15 protein-coding genes and 3 pseudogenes are annotated in these 21,130 nt (G+C 61.3%); 12 read left to right on the forward strand and 6 right to left on the reverse strand.

Annotated elements, in window-relative coordinates; all coding sequences use genetic code 11:
• Nucleotides 1-39 precede the first annotated feature (39 nt).
• From E2E30_RS04735 to E2E30_RS20980, 3 pseudogenes are all read left to right on the forward strand, one after another.
• A pseudogene (locus E2E30_RS04735) lies at nt 40-1,269 on the forward strand (IS701 family transposase).
• A gap of 163 nt (nt 1,270-1,432) precedes the next feature.
• Nucleotides 1,433-1,639: pseudogene (locus E2E30_RS21215) on the forward strand (transposase); the annotation flags it as partial.
• 205 nt (nt 1,640-1,844) lie between these two features.
• Nucleotides 1,845-2,078: pseudogene (locus tag E2E30_RS20980) on the forward strand (transposase); the annotation flags it as partial.
• Between the two features lie 222 nt (nt 2,079-2,300).
• Here the strand turns inward: E2E30_RS20980 and E2E30_RS20705 are convergent.
• A complete protein-coding gene (locus E2E30_RS20705) occupies nt 2,301-2,459 on the reverse strand; it encodes a hypothetical protein (RefSeq protein ID WP_165954459.1) in 159 nt (52 codons plus the stop codon).
• 321 nt (nt 2,460-2,780) lie between these two features.
• Here E2E30_RS20705 and E2E30_RS20985 point away from each other — a divergent pair, with 321 nt between their 5' ends.
• Nucleotides 2,781-3,032 carry a DCC1-like thiol-disulfide oxidoreductase family protein gene (locus tag E2E30_RS20985; RefSeq protein WP_443018379.1) on the forward strand — a complete coding sequence of 84 codons (252 nt, stop codon included), beginning with the start codon at nt 2,781-2,783 and terminating at the stop codon, nt 3,030-3,032.
• A gap of 429 nt (nt 3,033-3,461) precedes the next feature.
• Here E2E30_RS20985 and E2E30_RS04750 read toward each other — a convergent pair whose 3' ends face one another.
• Nucleotides 3,462-4,496: an NAD(P)H-binding protein gene (locus tag E2E30_RS04750; RefSeq protein WP_335925463.1), complete on the reverse strand. Its 1,035-nt coding sequence runs from the start codon at nt 4,494-4,496 to the stop codon at nt 3,462-3,464.
• A 643-nt stretch (nt 4,497-5,139) separates the two neighbouring features.
• On the opposite strand from E2E30_RS04750, the gene E2E30_RS04755 reads away from it, so the two are divergent.
• Nucleotides 5,140-6,311, forward strand: a protein-coding gene (locus E2E30_RS04755; RefSeq protein ID WP_133186548.1) for an IS3 family transposase whose coding sequence is annotated in 2 segments (ribosomal slippage) — nt 5,140-5,404 and nt 5,404-6,311 — 1,173 coding nt in all. Because the reading frame shifts where the segments join, the coding sequence is not laid out codon by codon here.
• Nucleotides 6,312-6,537: 226 nt separating this feature from the next.
• On the opposite strand, the gene E2E30_RS04760 is transcribed toward E2E30_RS04755, so the two are convergent.
• The 4 genes from E2E30_RS04760 to E2E30_RS04775 are packed head-to-tail and all read right to left on the reverse strand — an operon-like array spanning nt 6,538 to nt 10,707.
• Nucleotides 6,538-8,139, reverse strand: coding sequence for an FAD-dependent oxidoreductase (locus E2E30_RS04760; RefSeq protein ID WP_133187699.1), 1,602 nt, complete (start codon nt 8,137-8,139; stop codon nt 6,538-6,540).
• Nucleotides 8,139-9,269, reverse strand: a complete 1,131-nt coding sequence (locus tag E2E30_RS04765) for an FAD-dependent monooxygenase (protein WP_133187701.1) — start codon at nt 9,267-9,269, stop codon at nt 8,139-8,141. The genes E2E30_RS04760 and E2E30_RS04765 overlap by 1 nt, the downstream gene beginning before the upstream one ends.
• A 3-nt stretch (nt 9,270-9,272) precedes the next feature.
• The gene (locus E2E30_RS04770) at nt 9,273-9,992 is read right to left on the reverse strand and encodes an MBL fold metallo-hydrolase (protein ID WP_165954461.1); all 720 of its coding nucleotides are present in this window, start codon (nt 9,990-9,992) and stop codon (nt 9,273-9,275) included.
• Between the two features lie 52 nt (nt 9,993-10,044).
• Entirely contained in the window at nt 10,045-10,707 is a 663-nt protein-coding gene (locus E2E30_RS04775; protein ID WP_133187705.1) for a nuclear transport factor 2 family protein, read from the reverse strand.
• 188 nt (nt 10,708-10,895) lie between these two features.
• Here E2E30_RS04775 and E2E30_RS04780 point away from each other — a divergent pair, with 188 nt between their 5' ends.
• From E2E30_RS04780 to E2E30_RS04810, 7 genes are all read left to right on the forward strand, one after another.
• Entirely contained in the window at nt 10,896-11,813 is a 918-nt protein-coding gene (locus tag E2E30_RS04780; protein WP_133187707.1) for a LysR family transcriptional regulator, read from the forward strand.
• A 263-nt stretch (nt 11,814-12,076) separates the two neighbouring features.
• Complete coding sequence (locus E2E30_RS04785; RefSeq protein ID WP_133187709.1) at nt 12,077-14,542, forward strand: TonB-dependent receptor; 2,466 nt, start codon at nt 12,077-12,079, stop codon at nt 14,540-14,542.
• Between the two features lie 63 nt (nt 14,543-14,605).
• On the forward strand, nt 14,606-15,472 hold the full coding sequence (locus tag E2E30_RS04790; protein WP_133187711.1) for a fumarylacetoacetate hydrolase family protein: 867 nt from the start codon (nt 14,606-14,608) through the stop codon (nt 15,470-15,472).
• A 46-nt stretch (nt 15,473-15,518) separates the two neighbouring features.
• On the forward strand, nt 15,519-16,868 hold the full coding sequence (locus E2E30_RS04795; RefSeq protein ID WP_165954462.1) for an MFS transporter: 1,350 nt from the start codon (nt 15,519-15,521) through the stop codon (nt 16,866-16,868).
• Nucleotides 16,869-17,051: 183 nt separating this feature from the next.
• Complete coding sequence (locus tag E2E30_RS04800; RefSeq protein ID WP_133187715.1) at nt 17,052-18,380, forward strand: MFS transporter; 1,329 nt, start codon at nt 17,052-17,054, stop codon at nt 18,378-18,380.
• 18 nt (nt 18,381-18,398) lie between these two features.
• Nucleotides 18,399-19,328, forward strand: a complete 930-nt coding sequence (locus E2E30_RS04805; RefSeq protein WP_133187717.1) for a 3-keto-5-aminohexanoate cleavage protein — start codon at nt 18,399-18,401, stop codon at nt 19,326-19,328.
• 39 nt (nt 19,329-19,367) lie between these two features.
• A complete protein-coding gene (locus tag E2E30_RS04810; RefSeq protein WP_133187719.1) occupies nt 19,368-21,083 on the forward strand; it encodes an acyl-CoA dehydrogenase in 1,716 nt (571 codons plus the stop codon).
• Nucleotides 21,084-21,130: the final 47 nt, after the last annotated feature.

Consider the following 21,130-nt stretch of genomic DNA (forward strand, 5'->3'; position numbering starts at 1 on the left):
GATTCCTGTTTGTCAGTGTAGGCTGACGGACGTACGACGATGGCGGTGGACGAGAGCTGGCGGACCGATCTGGAGCGATGGCTTGAGCCGTTTTTGGCGGGGCTGTCACACCCAGCGCGGCGCAAGATGTGCCCGCAGTACATCGCCGGTCTGATTGGTCCTGGCGACCGCAAGAGCGTGCAGCCGATGGCCGCCCGGGGCGGCGAAGCCGGCTACGATCAGCTTCATCATTTCGTAGCAGCGGGGATATGGGACAGCGCTCCGCTCGAAGCCGCGCTGCTGAAGGAGGCCGACCGGGTGGTTGGTGGCACCGACGCGTTCCTCGTCATCGATGATACGGCGATGCCGAAGAAGGGCCGACACTCCGTCGGCGTGGCGCCGCAATATGCATCTTCGCTCGGCAAGAACGCGAACTGTCAGACGCTGGTCTCGGTGACGCTGGCATCACGCGAGGTGCCGGTGATGGTTGGCCTTCGCTTGTTCCTGCCCGAAAGCTGGACCAGCGATCCGGAGCGCATGGCAAAGGCGAAGGTGCCTGCCAACCGACTGATCGCCCTGACCAAGCCGGAGATCGCCATCGAAGAGATCGACAGGGTGCGGGCCGCAGGCGTGCGCTTCGGCTGTGTGCTGGCAGATGCCGGATACGGCATGAGCGCGCCGTTCCGTCAGGCGCTGAGCGAGCGAGGTCTCTCATGGGCGGTCGGTATCCCCTACCGTCAGAAGGCTTACGCGGCCGATGTTGCCATGATCTTCCCGGTCTCAGGGCACGGTCGCCCGCGGCAGCACCACATCCCCGACAGCAAGTCCGTGGCCGCCGAGAAACTGCTGGCCGAGCAGCCATGGAGATCGGTCAGTTGGCGACGGGGCACGAAGGGACGGCTGACAGCACGCTTCGCGGCGGTGCGCGTTCGCGTCGCCGATGGTCCGACCCAGCGCATCCGCGACATGGGCAACCAACATCTGCCGGGTGAAGAAGTCTGGCTGGTGGGGGAGCATCGCTCGACCGGCGAGCGCAAATACTATCTATAGAACCTACCCGCCAATACGCCGATCAGGATGCTGGCGGGTGCCATCAAGGCGCGGTGGATCTGCGAGCAGGCCCACCAGCAGCTGAAGGAAGAGCTTGGCCTCGACCACTTCGAAGGGCGATCCTGGACAGGGCTACACCGACATGCCTTGATGACGATGATCGCATACGCCTTCCGGGGGACCGCCGCCGCAGCCGAGCATGCCGGCCGTGCGGCAGGCTATCCTCAACCTCTTCGCTAGACCTCCGCCTACACGCTGCCCGCATTGCCATGAGCCGCTCGATCCGCCTCCAACATCCGATCTGCCAAAGTAGTGCTAGGCATCGTGGACAAAGCTTGACCTGAGACTCGCCGGTTGATTCAAGGCTGCCTTTCGGAGGCGGGTGTTGGGCGAGCGTATTGGGGTGTCGGACGAAGAATGGGCGCTGATCGGGTCGCTGCTTCCACCCGAACATGGCCGCGGATGTCGGCCCGCGAGCGACAACTGGCGCTATTTTGAAGGCATGATGTGGATGGCGCGGTCAGGGGCGCAGTGGCGCTTGCTGCCGGATGAGTACCGCAAGTGGAACAGCGTGTTCCGGCGCTACCGTCGCTGGGTCGAGACCTTGGTGTTCGACGCCCTGCTGGAGACGCTGGCCGAGATGGTGGAGCGCGATACCGGCGCCGACATGATCGACAGCACGGTGGTCCGGGCGCATCATTGCGCCGTCGACCTAAAAAGGGGATCAAGCGGCCCAGGGGCTTGGCCGGTCGCGCGGCGGCTTCACTACAAAACTCCACGCCCGCTGCGACGGACACTAACGACCGCTCGGCTTCGTCTTGACGCCGGGGCAGACCAACGATGTGAAGGGCTTTGGCCCGTTGTTCCGGATGCTCGGCGACCGCATCGAGGCGCTGCTCGCGGACAAGGGCTACGACGCAGATGCTATCCGCACGGAGCTTGCCGCGGCGGGTGTTGAAGCGGTCATTCCCACCAAGAGCAATCGCCGCATCCCCATTCCGCACGATCGCATCAAATACCGCTGGCACAATCTCGTCGAGCGCCTTTAGCAAGCTCAAGAACTGGCGCCGCGTTGCCACCCGATACGACAAAAATTAAGGAGTCATACCTCGGCTTCGTCACGCTCGCTTCAATCAAGCTATGGCTACCCTTTGTCCACGATGCTTAATAGGTGACGACCAGATTGCCGATCGTCGTCAGGGCGTGACCGGTTCTCTCGGTGTAGGAGGTCGGCGTCGGATGATTGTTGTAGCCTAGGCCGAGCCCGAGGCTCACGCCGTGCGTGATCCGCGCGGTGTAGGATACGGTCGCTGACTGGCATCGCCGTGCGCGAGACCGCCGCTGCGCCGGACGGCGCTGACATAATCCTTGCCGAACACATTTTCAGCCAGGATCACCGAGATCATGTCATGCGGACGATTGGCGAACATGCCAGTGCCGAACCCTAAAGGTCGATCCGTGGCGGCTACATCCGAGCATTTGCCGTCTGCAGGCTGACGCCTAGGGCGTCTGCTTTTATCCGATCCCGCCGTTCTCACGCGACTATTTTAGTGACAGCTACGTCCCGACACAGGCCAATCCGAGCGCCGGGCGGAAGCGACCAAAGCAGTCGATCCGCTACATTAATGAGCGACTGCTTTCGGGAAGCGGCAAGGCCAGCGAGAGTAACCGGGAATGGGTCATGTGGCATCAATGCCTATTCAGTGCGTCGGAGCAGGTCGACCAGGTGCTGCTTCCAGAACCGGGCAGCGGTGTGCTTTCCGTGGCCGCGCGTGTCGATTTACCAAGCAGATCTGCTCGCGCGGTTCCATGCGTGGGAAGACGGTGTCATGCTGTCAAGCGCGGCGGCCTTCGCAGCGATGTGGCGGGCGATCCCGCTGCTCCGCCCGCTCGGGCTGCCGGCGCGGCAACCGTGGGTGCAGATGCTGCTGGAACGCGGCTATCGCGGTTTCCCGCGCGTCCGACCCCGCCTTCAACGCCTAGCGCGGGTGGTAGCGGGATGAGGCTGCGCGATCACGTGCTTAACGCCGCCTTGGCGGCCAGATCCGTCGGGCCCGGTGCAATCGCCGATCGCCGATCACCGCCCTCGACTTGTTCGCATGAGCGACGTCGTGATCGGTGAGATGACCAAAGCGGGTCCGTACGATTTCGGCGATCGAGACTTTGCAGAGATACTGCGCGACAGGGCATGGACATAACCGCCGATCAGACTGCGTGGCACATACCGCCGGCCGACTGAGTGTTCGTGCAGCGCAAGACGAGCACCACCGCGCTTCTCCTGAAGGCGCGCTTCGGTGTGCGTCCAGGCAAAGATCATCCGGAGGCAGATTCTTCGTTCGGCCACAAGCGGTACCGCTCGATGTTTAGCCGACGATCTTCTCACGGATCACCGCGCCCCACATCAAGGCAAAGGGTTCTTTCTCAACATCTTTTCAGAACACGGCGTGATCGCCACGTTCTGGCGCGGCCTCGCCAACCAATACTGCCCGGTAATAGTCGAACAGGGTCTGGCTGCCGGTCGATGGTGTGGCCGCGGCGTCGTATCGCCCGGTCGCGGGGTCCAGGACCAGCATGGATTCGGTCGCATAATAGCGCCCGATCCGAGCCAGCTCGGCCTTGGCGGCGAGCGGCGGGGCAATGCGGCCAACGGCGGATAGGCCTGCGACAATACCGTCGAGCAACCCGACGGGCACCGAGCGAAACTGGGGCCTGCGGTCGAGCAGCGCGAATAGCGCCTCGCCCTGCTGCCTTGGCGTGATCGCCTCGCCCGAGCCACCGATCGGCAGTATCCGGTTCCAGCGCTCCTCGACCTCCAGGCACGCAGCGATATAGGTGCCCAGATCGTCGTCGCTGATCGGCTTGCAGGCCGTCAGAGTGCCGTCTCCGAAGATCAGAAAGGGCCGCCCCTTGCGCACGCGTTCGATCTGGCCCGACAGGGATTTGAAATAGGCGGTGGGCCGCACAATCGAATAGCGCAGGCCCGATTCGATCAACGCCGCCTCGAATGCCAGCTTGGCATTCGGGAAAGCAAGAAGCGGCTTTTGCACGCAAATGGCGGACAGCAGCACGAAGTGGGTGACGCCGACCTGCTGCGCCGCCACCAGGGCGTTCAGGTGTGCGCGGTGATCGATCGCCCAAGCGTCGTTGGGCTCTCCCGTGCGCGACGCCATGCACGACACCACTGCGTCGAACCGCTCGCCGCCAAACCCGGCGTGAGACAGCAATGCGGGGTCGGCGAAGTCCACTATCTTCACCAACACGCCCTCAAACGAGCGGGCGTGGTCTGCTGAAGCAAGACGTCGGTCGCCGCTTTTGGCTCGGACGAACGCGACCACATCGTGCCCTTGCCGCACGAGGGCTGCGGCAGTCGCGCGACCGATCGTACCGGTCGCACCGAGCAAACAGACACGTCGCCGTGTCGTGGACCCGGCTGCACGGGATGTCTGGGTCTCCGTCTCCATTGCCATCCGAGCGCGCCCGTTATCCTCAGCTAGCGTCAGCATCCCACAAAACCGCGGCGAAACCGGGCGCGCCATAGCGCCGACTTCGAAACCGGTAGCTTAAAGTGCCTGCAGCAAGCAGCGAAACAAAGCAGAATCTCTAACGTGAACGAACGGCAGCTATCGGCAAGCGAGCAGTTCCGTCCGAGCGTCGGTTTTTGGGTCGTCGCTGCAGCGGCAGATGTCGACCAAAATAGGCCGTTCCGATCCCGCGCTCGGCACGTCAGCTCACGCCGAAAGCTGCCGGTCAGCTTCAAAGAGGATGGCGGCACTTGGTTCTCGGCAATATTTCGTGGCGCTGATCTTTGCATGAACGTCGTCGCTCACGGGGGCGAATGGCACCAAGATCCGGTTACGCAATGCCGCTAAACGTGAAAGTCAGCGCATCAGTCGATCTTTTCGCATACGCAGCGTAACGACGACGCCGCCGAGAGACCAATTGTAGGCGATTGAACCGCCCCGCTGAGCAGACATGCTGCGTGATACCGTAGCCTCCGACGCCGGCGGGTTCGGCGACGGGAGGGCCGCCACGTTCCGTCCAAACGACTGATCTGCCCCCCGCTGAGTGGCCCAGAGATTATGATAGTCTGGACCACGAAAGGGACGACGAATGCCGAGCAAGAAGCACAAGCCGGAAGAGATCATCGGGAAGCTGCGTGAAGTTGAGATTGTGCTGGCACAGGGGTCATCGACTGCGGAAGCATGTCGGCGGATCGCGGTCAGCGAGCAGACATATTATCGCTGGCGCAAGGAGTATGGCGGTCTGAAGACTGACCAGGCCCGGCGCATGAAGGATCTGGAGAGGGAGAACCTTCGGCTTCGAAGGGCGATCTCGGACCTGACGCTGGACAAGCTGATTTTGCAGGAGGCAGCCCGGGGAAACTTCTGAGCCCCGCGCGGCGAAGGCGCTGTATCGATCATGTGCAACGAAAGCTTCCGGTGTCCGAGCGACGGATCTGCCGGGTGCTGGGCCAGCATCGATCGACGCAGCGCAAGGTGCCGCGCGGGGCGGATGACGAACAGGCGCTATCGGAAGACATTATCGCGCTGGCGAAGCAATATGGTCGCTACGGCTATCGCCGGGTGACAGCGTTGCTCTGCCATGCGGGCTGGACGGTGAACCATAAACGGGTCGAGCGGATCTGGCGGCGCGAAGGGCTCAAAGTCCCGCAACGTCAGCCAAAGCGTGGACGGCTTTGGTTGAACGACGGATCGTGCATCCGGCTTCGACCGGAATATCCGGGGCATGTGTGGGCGTACGACTTCGTCGAAGGCCGCACGCATGATGGTCGCAAGTTCCGTATCCTGACCATCATCGACGAGGCCAGTCGGGAGTGCCTGGCGCTGGTTGTTGCTCGTCAGCTCAAACATGAAGATGTGCTCGCCGCACTGGCGGACCTGTTCATCGCACGGGGCCCGCCGGCACATATCCGGTCGGACAATGGCGCCGAATTTATCGCCAATGCCGTGCAGCAATGGCTCGGCCAGATCGGCGTGAAGACGCTCTACATCGCGCCGGGATCACCATGGGAGAATGGCTATAATGAGAGCTTCAACGGGTCGCTTCGCGACGAACTGCTCAATGGCGAAATCTTTTACAGCCTCGCCGAGGCAAGGGTGCTGATCGAGGCATGGCGCCGACATTACAACACGGTCCGTCCACACAGCAGCCTCGGCTACCGACCGCCGGCCCCGGAAACGGCTTCACCGCCGTATCTGGCCTCCGGCTCCGCTTCGCTCCCCCTCCGCCCGGATATGGCGGCGGCGAGCATAATCCACTAACAATCAACCCGGGCCACTCGACGGGGGCAGGTCACGACAACGGCGTCGGTTTCTTCCGAGGAGCATGCGATGTCGAGCGTACCAGTTGGCGACCATAATGCGCCATACGTAAGGGAGTTGGTCGCCAGCTCGTGGACCGCCGCTGCTTCCTCCGGAAGAATTAGGAGTGCCGCTGGAGGTGCTATCATCGCATATCAGGTCATACTCCCGACGCCACCGTCACGGATTAGGCCTGACCGGTGGAACGCTCCAGATCGCCGGTCCAGCTTTCGCCGCGCCACGCGACATGCTGATCTGGCCGGACGAGCGTCAGACCAGCATCGTAAAGGGTTCTGACTGGCACTCCATCGGGGCGAACCACTGCTAAGGGTATCCCGAGGTCGAGGCTGTCGGCGAGGGCTTTGTCGATTTCGGATTGCGAGGCATCATCGGCCACGACCAGCGAAAATCCGGCGCCGAACAGGTCGTACAAAGAGCGGCCATCGGGAAGCCATGCATGCGGAGCCAGGCAGCCCGGTCGCGCTTCGGGACGGTAAACTTCGCTGTTGTGCTCGCCTCGAGCACCATGTTCCTCGACGATAATGGGCGAATTCGCATAGCAGAGGCCGAGCACGGTCCCGAGCGTGTTGAATTCCCGCCCTTTGGACGCGGCGATGCCTGCTCCGGCCTTGGCACGGATCGCGTCACCTTCAGGCGTATCGTCTTCGATTTCGGCGGGCGGCGGCGCGACATAGATCGCGTAATTTGCCATGGCCTCGTCGATCACCGCACGGTGAACCGGGCGACGCTCAGTCTCGTAGCTCGCAACCAAATTGGGGCCGCCCCATCCTTGAAGGGTCGCAGCTATTTTCCAGCCTAAGTCGACGCCGTCGCCGACTCCCATGTTCATGCCATATCCGCCCGCGGGCGGATGGAGGTGGCAGGCATCCCCCGCCAGAATGATGCGCCGGTCCGCGTAGCGATCGGCAAGGAGCTCGCTCGCTGTCCAGGCATCGGCGCTCAGGATCTCGTACGGCAGGTCGAGACCGGTTCTTTCACGAATGAGTGTCGCGGCTTGCTCGTCGGTAAGCGTTTCACCGGCCTTCGTGCCGCCCGGCATGAAAGCCCAGACGTCATCCTTGTCCATCGGGCCGATCGCGCTGAACCCGTCCTTGCCGATCTGCCAGTAGATCACAGCAGGTCCGTGGGCGTGCGCTTGCGACAGACCGGGCGCGCGGAAGATGATGTTGTAGTGATGCGAAAGCCCGTACCGACCTTCCATTTTTGCACCAATAAGGTCCCTAACTTTGCTGCGCGCGCCATCGGCACCGATAAGATAGCGGGCCGTAATCGAAAGTGATTCGCCTGCCGAGGACTGCAGGCTGGCCGTAACGCCTTTCTCGTCCTGTGCGGCCGTCACAAAGCTGGTGTCGAACCGCACCTCCACGCATGGAAGCGAGCGCGCCTTTGCCAGCATAATCTTCTCGAGCGTGTATTGCGGCACCCACTGTGCGTGCTCGGGGTAGAGGTACGAACGATCGGGTGACGCGTTGAACGCGTCGGAAAAGCGGGCGAGTTCGTGTCCGGCCAAGCGTGTGACGAAGACCATGTCGTTCGGATAGTCGATCCCGAACGGCGCTTCGGCCGCTAGCGCATCGGCAATGCCCCACCGGCGCAAGTGCGTCCGGGTCCGTACATTGCTTGTCTTGGCGCGCGGTGCCACGCCGACGCGAGCATTCCGCTCGACCAACAAGACGCGGACGCCGCGCAAGCCGAGCTCGATCGCAGCGGCGAGCCCGACTGGGCCCGCGCCGATAATCAGCACATCGGTGTCGATAACGTCGGTCATCAGTAGGGCTGCCCAAGCGAAGCAAACGCCTTTGTGAGCAATGCCACATTTTCGGCGGGGGGCGCCTGCTGCTGCTCCATTCGTCCAAGCCCGACACTCGTGTCGACCACCAGTTTTACACGATCGAAACGGCGCTTCATGAAGGCGTCGAGCGCCTCGGGAAGGGTCGCTGCAGCGGCGACCGATTGGCCGAGCACGACCGCATCCTCCAGCGCCATGCCGCCGCCCATACCCATATGAGCGCTGGTCGCGTGCGCGGCATCTCCGATCAGAAGTATTCGGCCCTTGTACCATGAGTCCGGCAGCAGGAGCCACTCGAACGGTCGACCGATCAGTTCCGAGCTTTCGTTCAGGCGACTGCGCAATTCCTTGATTGCCGGCGCTGTCATCGAGTCGAGTAGCGCTGTGAATGTTGTCCGCACTTCTTCGCCGGAGAACCAACGCCACTCCGGCAGATTGATGACGGCGGCCACATAGACCACGCCCTGCGGTAGATAATAGAAGCCGAGGCGGCCTACCGAGGACGCATACCAGCCCTCGTCCTGCACCGGCCCACCCGGTGCCATCCAGCGGATGCTGAGCTGTCCGGCAAACTCGGGCTTGAGTGCTTCGGGGAAGACCATACTGCGAATTTTGGAGCCGATGCCGTCTGCCGCAACGAGCAGATCGTATGTCCCGGTCTCGCCATCGCTGAACGAAACGGTCACACCGTCCGCACCATCTTGGATTGTTTCGTAACCCACCCCTTTTCGAACTCGGACGCCCAATCGATCGGCCGCTTCGTGCGCGATCCGCAGGAACTCCGGGCGGTACACCCCCACGGCCGGGACGGCGCCAGGCCATGACGGCCGCTGTGGGCCCGGGTTGATGATCTCTCCCGTCGCCGCGCTGCGGATCGAGACGGCTGTGCTGCCAGGTTCGTCCGGCCTGCCTGTCGCACGAACCTCATCGTAGATACCCAGATCCACCAGCGCCATCGCCGCCCGGCCAGAGAACGCCAGCGATGCTCCAAGCGGCTCGGCGGCCAATTCGATCACGTCGACCTTGACGCCCTGCTGAGCCAACGCAATCGCTGCGTTCATCCCTGCAATACTGCCGCCGACGACAAGCGCCGTTGCGATACAAGCCATAGGTCAAATCTCTCTTTTTTTTGGAAAAGTGTCGAATTCGGTGCGGCGGAACTGCTCGCTGCCATCGGCCATGATCGGGTTGCCGTGCATGACCAGCACCTTGTCGAAGTCGAATGTGGCGAGCTTGGCGAGGCTAGCCAGCGCGAGCTGAGGGTCTTCGGTCCCGATCGCCAACTTGAGCCCACCGCGATTGATGCAAGCGTCTGCGGTGAACAGGACGCCCCCATGGCGCCGCCAGAAAAGGGCGATCTGCCCGGCACAATGGCCCGGTACGTGGATCACCGTCATGTCGGGCGCAAAAGGTGGGCTGTCACCATCCTCAAGCAAGCGGTCGACCTTGGTGGGCTCCACCTGACTAACGCGGCCAGCGAGAAGCTTGCCAAGAAGAAGGTTTCGCAGGCCCGGGGATGGCGTCATTGGCGGGCGCATTGTGGTGCCGGCCTCAATCATCGGTGCGTCGATCGGGTGGGCCCAAACGATCGCGCCCGTGTCGCGTTTAAGCGCCGCGGCGTTGCCGATGTGATCGGGATGACAATGAGTGAGAATGATGTGTCGCACGTCAGTTGGCGTCCGGCCCAGTGCACGCACACCCGCAAGGATTTTCTTAGTGCTACCTGGAAATCCAGTGTCCAAGACTGCAAGGCCGTCGTCGGTCTGAAGGATGTAGACGTTCACGAGCCCCGGGATGAGAGAAATTTCATCGGTCAGTTGCTTCAATGCCATGATGCCGATCCTCGCTTGAAAAAGGGCGCGGAAAGGGCTGGATGCCAGGCGCTCATGAGTCGAGGCAGGTGGCGTCCGCGCCATCAAGCCATTGCTTCATTCGCTTCGTCAGCGCTTCGATCGCCGGGCCCCTTGTCCCAGGTAATCCCTTGTCGACCGTGAACCCCAGTATGGTCTGAAGATAGGCAAGGTGACGATATCCAATGGGAAACGACCGTAGCAGTTTTTCATCCAATGAAATTACGGCGGCAGGGCTTACCGGCGTCATGCGGTCCAGTTCATAGACCGGCTGGCGGAGCACCAACCCCCAGCGCCCATTGCGCTTTTCGAAGGCATCGACGAACCGGCCCAGGCACGTCACATCCACTTCGACGCCGTCAAGGTCGCCTCGCTGCACTATCTGCATTTTCGACTGAGCGACGGCGCGGTCCCCCTGAAGATCGATGCTGGTGCCACCCAGCGAATGAAGACCAATCATTCCAGCGTCGAAGGCTTTTCGGCACCCGGCGATGAAGTCAGCAGCGTTCGCCCGGAACCAGGTAGCGACCATGCGTCCGTCGTCATGCCAAACGGTCGCAAACCGATCCCAATCGCCAGCATCACGCCAGATGATCCAGTTCTGAAGCAGATCGCGGATTTCGGACCGGTCCTGCTCGGTATTAGCCGAGCGCTGATCCTCATCCCAATCGGCAGTTTGTTCGCTCGTGTGCGTCATTACCGGCCACCCTCCCGAGGCTTTCATCGTGTCGGCGCATGATCGTTTTGACCATAGTCACCGGCGCGTACCTATTCCCCCGTACATACTCATTGAGGCACCTCGCTAGGAGATGCGAATTGCGCAAGGTTGTTACCGGCTGGGTATAGGGTAAGGTGTGTGACTGGCCATCAGCTATCGGACGCCTAATGAAGCTGCACCACCTGCGAAACGTAGTCGCTGTCGTCGACCGCGGAAGCCTGCGCGCGGGCGCTAAGCACCTCGGGCTTGCGCAGCCCGCCGTGTCGCGCAGCATTAAAGAACTCGAGCAAGAACTCGGCATCATCTTGTTCGAGCGGAACAAGTTCGGAATGACGCTTACGCGAGCGGGAGAAGTTTTCGTTCGCCGCGCTCGGGGTATCCAAGCCGAGTTCGCACGAACATTGGAAGAGATGGAGCATTTGAAAGGCGAAGACCGCGGTACGATTACCGTCGGCTGTTCGAGCGCTGCGCTCATAGCGATGGTGCCGACGATTGTCAGCCATTTTCACGTTAAATATCCCAACATCAGAATAAAGCTTGTCGAGGGCTCACTACCGATGTTGGAGACCGAGATACGGGACGGCCTCGTCGAGTTGTACTATGGGCCGGTTGCCACGGGATTTGTCGATCCGGCGTTGCTGATCGAGACGCTGTTCGAAAACGAGCGGATCATTATTGCCAGACGGGATCACCCGCTGCGCTCCGCGACGACCCTTGCGGATCTGGCCGGCGCTTCCTGGGTAACAACCCCGATGACGATCGACAGCGACAACGAGGTCAATAGCGTCTTCGCGGCAGCCGGCCTGCCGCCCCCCCGGATCGTAATGCAGGCGTCCTCAGCGATGAACCTCGCCGTGGTTGTCGCCACATCCGATTTGCTTGCACCAGTAGCCCAGCAGTGGATGGAACTCGTCAATGCGACCGGTATGATGGAACGTATTCCTGTCGGCGAGATATCGAAAGCGCCGCGAATCTGCGCGGTGCGCCGGGCGAATATTCCTCTTACGCCCGCTGCCGAGTTCCTCAACGATCTCGCCAATAGGGCAGCGTCGACCTATGCGCATAAATTGCGCAAGGCCCATTGACCGAGCCGGCGTGGCTTAATCTAATGCTCCTTCAAACGTCGTTTGATACGAACATCAGCGCGTGCCCTATACCCTACAGGTAACAACGTGCGGTAAATGCCATCTTTGCCCCTTTGCGGCAGGATTGCATGACGCGGATCATCGGGCGGTGCAATTGCTAGGTTGAGGGTAACCTCCGACCAGCGCGACAAGCCGCTGACGGACCGCTTTGTTCGGAGCGGTCGGCGTAACAAGCCGCAAAAAGTGGCGAAAGAGGAGGGGATATGACCGTTTCGCGCAAGACTTGGCTGATGCTTTCGGCCGCAATCGTGGCTTTTCCGGCTGCAGCCACCGCCCAATCTAAGCCAGGCCAAGTCGAGGTCCCGCAGTCAGATCAGACGACGACTGCAGCTCCGGGAGCGGCTGGCTCTACATCTTCGACAACATCGCCGCAGGGCCCGTCTCAGGTGGGGCAATCGCAGGCGTCGCAGTCTTATGCGGAACAGGATGGCCTCCAGGACATCATCGTTACCGCCCAACAGCGCGGCGAGAACCTTCAGAAGGCGGCGGTGCCGGTGGCGGTGGTTTCGGGGGCGGATCTGCTCAATTCAGGTGTTCGCGGCATCGATACCTTGGGCAAACTCGTCCCATCCCTAGTCGTCGCCGGTGGTGGCCAGGGCAACCTGATCTTCATCCGCGGCGTTGGTAATTTCTCTTTCATCGCAAGCTCTGATCCCGCCGCCGCCTACAATTTTGACGGTGTCTATGTCGGGCGCTCGAGCGCAACCTTCGGAACCTTCTACGACCTCGAGCGGGTCGAGGTACTGAAAGGTCCACAGGGGACTTTGTACGGTCGGAATGCAACCGCGGGTGCGATCAACATTCTGCCGGTCCAACCTCGCTATGGCGAGAACTCGGGATACGCTTCGGCGAGCTACGGAAACTACAACGAGGTTCAAGCCGAAGGCGCAGTGAACATCGGCCTAGGCGAAAACGCGGGTTTAAGATTGTCCGGCACATATACGCGCCACGACGGCTATTTGAATGACGGGACACAAACCGATGACTCAGCGGGAGTGCGTGCGCAGCTGAAAGTGGCCCTGACGCCCAACCTTACGGTACGGATCGAAGGCGACTATGCCCAACAGCGGGGAATCGGAGGCGGGTCCAGTTATGTGGGCAAATATGCCTTCAATCCGGGCACGGGGCAGTATGTAGTTACCCCCTCCAATCTTCCGAACGACGAAGGCCTTTTCACGACTGCAGCGCAGGCTTACCGAACGGCGAACGGCACGGCGGGCTCCATTGCCGGCCGCCTTCTTGATCCTCTCGCCGTTCGACCGTTCCAGCACAACGATGTTTATGGAATCGCGTATCATGTTGATTGGCGAACTCCAATTGGCACGTTCAGTGTCGTGCCCGCATGGCGGCACGCGCGGAAAGACAATCTGAATACCGAGTCCGGTCAAGAGATCGGCAATACCCAAGAGGCCAATCAGTATTCGATTGAAACCCGCCTTGTAAGCAACGGCGGGGGCTTGATCGAATATATCGTTGGAGCCTATTACTTCAGTGAGGGTATCAAGGATGACATTCACAATTCGGCGGGTTCGGTTGCTAATTTCCAGAAGAGCAATTTCACGACGCACTCTCCCTCTGCTTATGGGCGACTAACACTCCATGCAACCGATTGGCTGCGATTCACGGGGGGCGCTCGATACACCGAGGATCACAAGCGCTTCTTCGACAACGACTTCCGTACGCTCGCAATCGTTTGCGTCCTACCAACGGGCTGCCCGACCGCCCCACTGCTTCCCTACACCCCGACCTTCGCGCAACAACCCAATGCGCCCGCCGTCAGCGGCGGTCGCAATGTGGTTGCGCCGGGTGTGTTGGAGGCTCGCGCCGACAGCTTTCCCAGTGGCTCGCTGGACACAAGCAAGGTCACCTATCGAGGCGCGATCGAGATCGACGCAGGCCCACGGTCGCTTCTGTATGCCAGTGTCGAAACCGGCTATCGGGCAGGCGGGTTCAATGCCGCAAGCACCTATAGCCCGGAGAATATTACCGCCTTTACGGTCGGGTCCAAAAACCGCTTTCTTGATAACAAGCTACAGCTCAACCTCGAGGCCTTTTACTGGAAATACCGCGACCAGCAGCTCACGTATCTCGGGATCGATCCGACAGGACGACTGGGCGTTCTGACCGCTAATGTCGGGCGATCCACGATCAAGGGTGTCGAAGTCGAAGCCCGCGCTTTGGTGACTCCGACAACGACGCTTAGCGCGAATGTGCAGTATCTCGACGCGAAGTATAACAGCTTCGGCTACCTGTCGCCTGCTCCCCCGTTTAGCGGATGCGGAGTACAGGCGTCTGGGACGCTCTTCTCGGTAAATTGCTCGGGCAGGCCGTCTCTCAATTCGCCGAAGTGGACTGTCAACCTTGGTGGACAGCAAGTCATACCGTTCGGGGACTATCAGGTCGTTCTCGATGCAGACACGCAGTACCGATCCGGTCGATATACGGGTTTCGAGTATATCGCACAGGAGTATGTAAGTCATAGCTGGGTGACAAATGCTTCCCTTTCGTTTGGCGCGAAAGATGGAAAGTACATCATTGGAGCCTATGTCCGTAACATCACGAACAGCCGTTATCAGATCTACGGTACTCCGGTGCCGGCGACGAATCTCATCATCAATATCGTTGCGCCGCCGCGGACCTACGGGTTGCGGTTATCGACGAAGTTTTGACGCCGAACAAAAGCTGAGCGTTGACGCGACCGAATTCGATTAAGTCAGCATCGAGGATAGAACATGAAGTTACTGCGATATGCGGCCGAGGGTGGGGCTGGACTTGGCGTCCTGCAAAGCGGGCATGAAGATAAGGTCGTGCCTTTGACGTCGCTTGCACACGACTTCCCGACGATGCTCTCGATCATTGAAGGAGGCGAAGCGGCACTTTCCAAGGTGCGCGAGCTTGCGGGTGTGGGAGAAGGAGCTATCGACCTGGCCGGCCTTCGGTTGCTCGCTCCGCTTGAGCGACCGGGCAAATATCTCGCAATCGGTATGAACTACGCCAAGCACATCGCAGAGGCCAAGCGCCTTGGACAGCCGACACCGGATAGCCAATTCTGGTTCAACAAGCAGACTAGCTGCCTGTCCGGCCCGTTCGATGAGATCGATCCAGGCGTAACCGAACAGCTGGATTATGAAGCCGAGCTCGGCGTGGTAATCGGGCGCGCGGCAAAGGGCGTGACGGAAGATCAGGCCAAAGACTATGTTTTTGGCTACGTCGTCGCAAACGATGTGTCGGCACGTGATTGGCAGAAGCGATCGCCGACGTTCACCCTAGGCAAATCGTTCGACACGCACGGGCCGATCGGCCCGTGGATCGTCACGGCGGACGAAATCCTCAACCCGCACGCGCTCCAACTTCGCTGCCTTGTAAACGGAGAGGTTCGCCAGGACGCCAATACGAGCGAACTGGTGTACAACGTTTGGCAACAGATCTCGTACCTCTCGACTGCATTCACGCTCAATCCTGGTGACCTTCTGGCGACGGGTACGCCGTCAGGTGTCGGTATCGGGATGCAGCCGCCGCGCTTCCTGAAGCAGGGCGATGTCGTCCGCTGTGAAATCGAAGGAATTGGCGCAATCGAGAATCGAGTCGGCGGACAGTGACGTGGCCACTGTCATTTCTGGACCTCGTGCATATACGAAGCGTTACGTGACGACCTCGTCAGTCAACGGGACATCGGACAATCCCTTGGATGACCTTCGAATGCGTCCGCGCCAAGTCTTGGTGCTTGTTATTGCTTTGTTGCTCGCGGCGCTAGATGGGTTCGACGCCTTGTCCATGTCGTTTGTAGCGCCGGTACTCGGGCGCGAGTGGCATCTTAAAAAGGACGTGCTTGGGCTGTTGCTGTCGAGTAGTCTGGCAGGGATGGCGGTTGGCGCCGTCGCGTTGTCTCCACTGGCGGACAAACACGGCAGACGCGCGATGGTTCTCGGTGCCGTTGCCCTGCTGACGATCGGCGCCGGCGTGAGTGCTGCGGCAGGATCGGCGACAATGCTCGCGGCTGCCCGGTTTCTTACTGGAATTGGCATCGGCCTGATGGTCGCGATGACGACGCTGATTTCCGCAGAATTCACCAACGTACATCGACGCTCGATCGCAATTGCAGGCGTTGCGACGATGGGGTTCCCCATTGGAGGTATTTTGGGTGGGCTCGCTTCCTCGATAATACTGAAAGCGGCAACCTGGCATTGGGTGTTTCTGACCGGCTCAATCGCCGGGGTCGTGCTCTTCGTCATCGTCTCCCTCACATTGCCCGAATCTCCGGCCTTCCTGGCCACCCGCCGGGCACCCGATGCGCTCGAGACACTGAATCGGGTGCTGTCTAGCCTTGGTCAGCCGACCGTCTCGACGCTGCCCTCGACGTCAGATCGTGGGCGGAGATCTTATCGCGCCCTCTTTGCGACCGAGATGAGAGGGACTGTTACGCGCCTAACTGTGATCTCGATTCTCATCGCTACGTCATCCTATTATATCCTTACTTGGCTGCCTCAGATTGTGGTGGACTCAGGCTTTACCCCTGCACAGGGTAGTTTCGTTTCCGCGCTCTCAGGAATGCTGGGCTTTGTCGGCGGCATCGGGTTTGCCGCGTTCGCGTCACGTTTTCGGTCTACTAACGTTGCCGCCATCGCGATGACGGGCGCTGCTCTTGCGCTATCGGCAGTTGGCGTCGTCCCGCCGTCAATTCCGCTGTTCGTGATATCGGCAGGGGTGCTCAGCTTCTGCCTCGCCGGCACGACGGGGCTGCTCTACGCGATTTTGGCCGAAACCTTCCCGCCTAGTTTACGGGCGTCTGGCATGGGGTTCGTCATGGGCGTGATGCGGATCGCAAGTGCGGCCGGACCGACGCTCGCTGGCGTGATGTTTGCGCACGGCATGACACGCGCTGGCGTATCAATCATCTTCGCGATCGGTCCGCTGCTAGGCGCATATCTGGTCGCCTCGATGCGCACGCGATCGAATACGGCGACTCGAGTTCCAGTCGCACTTGGGGAAGCATAGAGCGGTGCGCAGTGTTCCGTTTCGAACCTGGCTTCCTGGCGTTTTCGCGAGGAAACCGATGGCAGTGGCGAAAGACGGTGGCGGCCGACGGTGGTCGCCGGTCTCCATCAGGGCGGGCAGCGCTATGTTGATCGGCCATAACAAGCCCAACAAACGCGACGGCGACCGTTTAGGAGCGTGTACATGACATCCGCGCAATCAAGGGCGACAGGCGCCAATCCGCTCGACCATTACCCCATACGGCGTGGACAGCTGTGGGTGCTGGCAATCGCGATGCTGCTTTCGGCCTTGGATGGCTTTGACGTGCTATCGATGGCATTTATCGCTCCGGCGCTGGGACGCGATTGGCATATCGGGAAGGACGCAATCGGCCTTCTTTTGGCAAGCGGCCTCGCCGGGATGGCGATCGGTGCGTTTGGTCTTTCGCCGTTAGGCGACGTGTACGGCCGCAAGCCAGTCATTCTCGGCGCGCTCGTGCTGATGACATTTGGCACGGCGGTTTCGGCGGCGGCGGGGTCGGTGCCGGTCTTGGCCGCCGCCCGCGTACTGACCGGCGTGGGCATCGGCGCGATGATTGCAATGATGACCCTTATCTCGGCGGAATTCTCAAACAAACGTCGACGCCCTCTAGCGGTCGCTGCCATCGCTACGCTTGGTACGCCGATCGGCAGCATCATCGGCGGTCTGGGAGCATCGCAGATCTTGAAAAATGCAAGTTGGCATTGGGTGTTCCTCGCTGGCACCATCTGCGGCGTCTTGCTATTCATCTTAGTGGCTCTGGCCTTACCTGAATCTCCGGCGTTCCTCGCGTCAGGGCGTCGATCCAATTCGCTAAACCGCCTCAATCGTGTGATGGCCCGCTTGGGCCATCCCGGCGAGCCGAGCCTACCGCCCGCTATTGCGCGCGCACGGGGACTCTATCGACCTTTGTTCGCACGAGAGATGCGGGGCGTCCTCCTGCGGCTGATGGCAACGGGGACTCTGGTCGCGAGCGCTTCCTATTATGTCCTGAGCTGGCTCCCGCAAATGGTCGTCGATGCCGGCTTCACTCCGGCGCAGGGCAGCTTGGTGTCCGCTCTGTCAGGCGTGCTGAGCCTTATCGGCGGAGTGACATTTGCTGCCTTCGCATCACGCTTCGCGCTGACAAAACTATCGGCGATTGCGATGACCGGCGCCGCCGTAGCTCTAGTTGCCGTCGGTCTCGTGCCGCCCTCTCTTCCGTTCTTTATCGTGTCTGCCGGCGCGCTTGGACTTTGCCTCGCGGGTACGGCAGGAACGCTGTTCGCCATCACTGCCGACGCCTTTCCACCGGCGATGCGCGCCGCAGGCGTCGGCCTCGTTATGGGCGGGCTCCGAATCGGCAGCGCCGCAGGTCCGGCGATCGCTGGTCTTATGTTCGCGCATGGCATGACTCGCGCCGGCGTTTCGATCAGCTTCGCTCTGGCACCGTTAATCGCCGCTGCGCTGATCGCCACCTTTCGCCATCGATCCACCTACGCGAACAAAATCTAATCATCTCAGGAGAAGCACGTGCCCGCTCGCAAGGTAATCATCACATGCGCAGTGACAGGAGGGATTCACACTCCCTCTATGTCTCCTTATCTCCCCGTCACGGCCGAGCAGATTGCCGACGCGGCAGTTGGGGCAGCGGAAGCCGGTGCGGCAATCGTCCACTTACACGCCCGCAATCCGCAAAACGGGCGGCCGGATCAGTCGCCTGAACTGTTCGAGCCGTTCCTGCGCAGCATCAAGCAACGTTCGGATGTGGTGTGTAACTTGACGACCGGCGGCGCACCGGGGATGACGCGCGAGGAGCGACTGCGGCCGGCAACTGCGTGGAAGCCGGAAGTAGCGAGCCTCAACATGGGATCGATGAACTTCGGGCTGTTCCCGATGCTCAAGCGCTTCAAAGAGTTTCAGCATGAGTGGGAGCCTGCGATGCTGGAAAGCACGCGGGACATCGTGTTCAAGAACACTTTTGCCGATATCCAATATGCTCTTGAGACGCTGAACGAAACTGGCGCACGCTACGAGTTCGAGTGCTACGATACCAGTCATTTGCACAATCTTCATTACTTTTATACTGAGGGCCTCGTTAAGGGCCCGCTTTTCATCCAGACAGTGTTCGGCCTTCTCGGCGGCATTGGCTCGCATCCAGACGAAGTGATGCACATGAAGCGCACGGCGGACCGCCTGTTCGGCGATCAATATCGCTGGTCCGTGCTGGGAGCCGGACGCAGCCAGATGCCGATTGCGGCGATGGCAGCGGCGATGGGAGGGAATGTCCGCGTCGGTTTGGAAGACTCGCTGTGGCTCGGTGCCGGTAAGCTCGCGGAGACTAACGCGGCTCAAGTAACGCAGGTGCGCAAGATCATCGAAGGTCTGGGCCTCGAAGTGGCGACACCGGACGAGGCACGCGAGATCTTAGAGCTGAAGGGCAGCGACCGCGTCGGCTTCTGACAGCTCTCGGATCTACTTTAGTTTACTAGAAAGCACAGCATGCCATTCACGCCCGCCACTGCCGACATGCGCTTCGTACTCGACCACATTGTTCAAATCGCCGACATGGCCGCGACCGAGCGCTTTGCCGCGGCGAGCGACGATGTTGTCGATGCGGTGCTCGAAGGCGTCGGGCAATTGGCGGCGGGCGAATGGGCGCCGCTGCTGCGCACCGGCGATACCGTCGGCGCGAAGTGGACGCCTGAGGGTGTCGTCATGCCGGAGGGCTTCAAGCAGGCCTATCACGACTATGTCGAGGGCGGCTGGGGGACAATCGGCGTGCCCGAGGCGTTCGGCGGGCAGGGGCTGCCGTTCGTGATCCAGACCGCGGTGCTCGACACGCTGGGCTCCGCCAACATGGGCTTCGCATTGTGCCCGACGTTGACCGTCGGCGCGATCGAGGCGCTGGCGCATCACGGATCCCCTGAGCAGCAGGCGCTGTACCTGCCGCATCTTGCGACCGGCGAATGGACCGGCACGATGAACCTCACCGAGCCGCAGGCCGGCTCCGACGTCGGCGCGCTGCGCAGCACCGCCAAGCCGCTTGACGAGGGCAAGTGGAGCATCAAGGGCACCAAGATCTACATCTCGTTTGGCGATCACGACATGACGCCGAACATCGTGCACCTCGTGCTCGCGCGTACACCGGGCGCGCCGGCCGGGACCAAGGGCATTTCGCTATTCCTTGTGCCCAAATATCGGCTGAACGAGGACGGTACGCCGGGCGACTTTAACGACGTCCGCGTCGTTTCGATCGAGCACAAGATGGGGCTGCATGCTTCGCCGACCTGCGTGCTGAGCTTCGGCGACCATGACGATTGCATCGGCGAACTGATCGGCGCTGAATATGGCGGCATCCGCGCGATGTTCACGATGATGAACAATGCGCGGCTCAACGTCGGCTTGCAGGGGGTGCAGGTCGCGGAAGCCGCCACGCAGGCGGCGGTGGCCTATGCGCTCGACCGCGTCCAGTCTGCGCGCGCCGGCTCGCCCGACAAAACGTCGGTCAGGATCGTCGAGCATCCCGACGTGCGTCGCATGCTGCTGCGGATGAAGGCACAGACCCAGGCGGCACGTGCGCTCGTCTATTACGCCGCCGCGCAGGTCGATCGCGCAGCGCTCGGCGAAGCAGGCGCGCAAGAGCGGCTCGACATCCTCACCCCGCTCGCCAAGGCACACGGCACCGATCTCGGCAACGAGGTCGCCAGCCTCGGCATCCAGGTGCATGGCGGGATGGGCTATGTCGAGGAGACCGGCGCCGCGCAATTCTTCCGCGATGCACGCATCACCCCGATCTACGAGGGCACCAACGGCATTCAGGCGGCCGATCTGGTGGGCCGCAAGCTCTCCATGGCCAAAGGCGGCGTCTTCGCGCAGCTGATCGCCGACATGAAGGCCGAGGCGAAGGATGCCGGGCTAGTGACGCTAATCGACGCATGCGATGAGATCGGCCGCAGCATGGCGCGCCTCGACGTCGACGACAAGCTCGCTGCGAGCTATCCCTTCCTCACGATGCTGTCGGTCGCGACGTGCGGCTGGCTGATGGAGCGCTCGGGCGCGCTGGCAACGGGCGACGACGATTTCGGGAGGATGAAGCGCGCCGCCTGCGCCTTTTACGTCGCGCAGATCGTGCCCGAGGCGCTGGGTCTCAAGGCTGCGGCGACCGCCAATGCCGCGGTCCTGTATTCCGTCGACGCCGAGGCATTTGCGGCATGAAGACCTACACCCAGATCTTCCTCATTTTAACGTTGCCGGGAGCCTAA

Origin of the sequence: Sphingomonas sp. AAP5 (genome assembly GCF_004354345.1) — a bacterium.
In the GTDB taxonomy this organism is placed as follows: Bacteria; Pseudomonadota; Alphaproteobacteria; order Sphingomonadales; family Sphingomonadaceae; genus Sphingomonas; species Sphingomonas glacialis.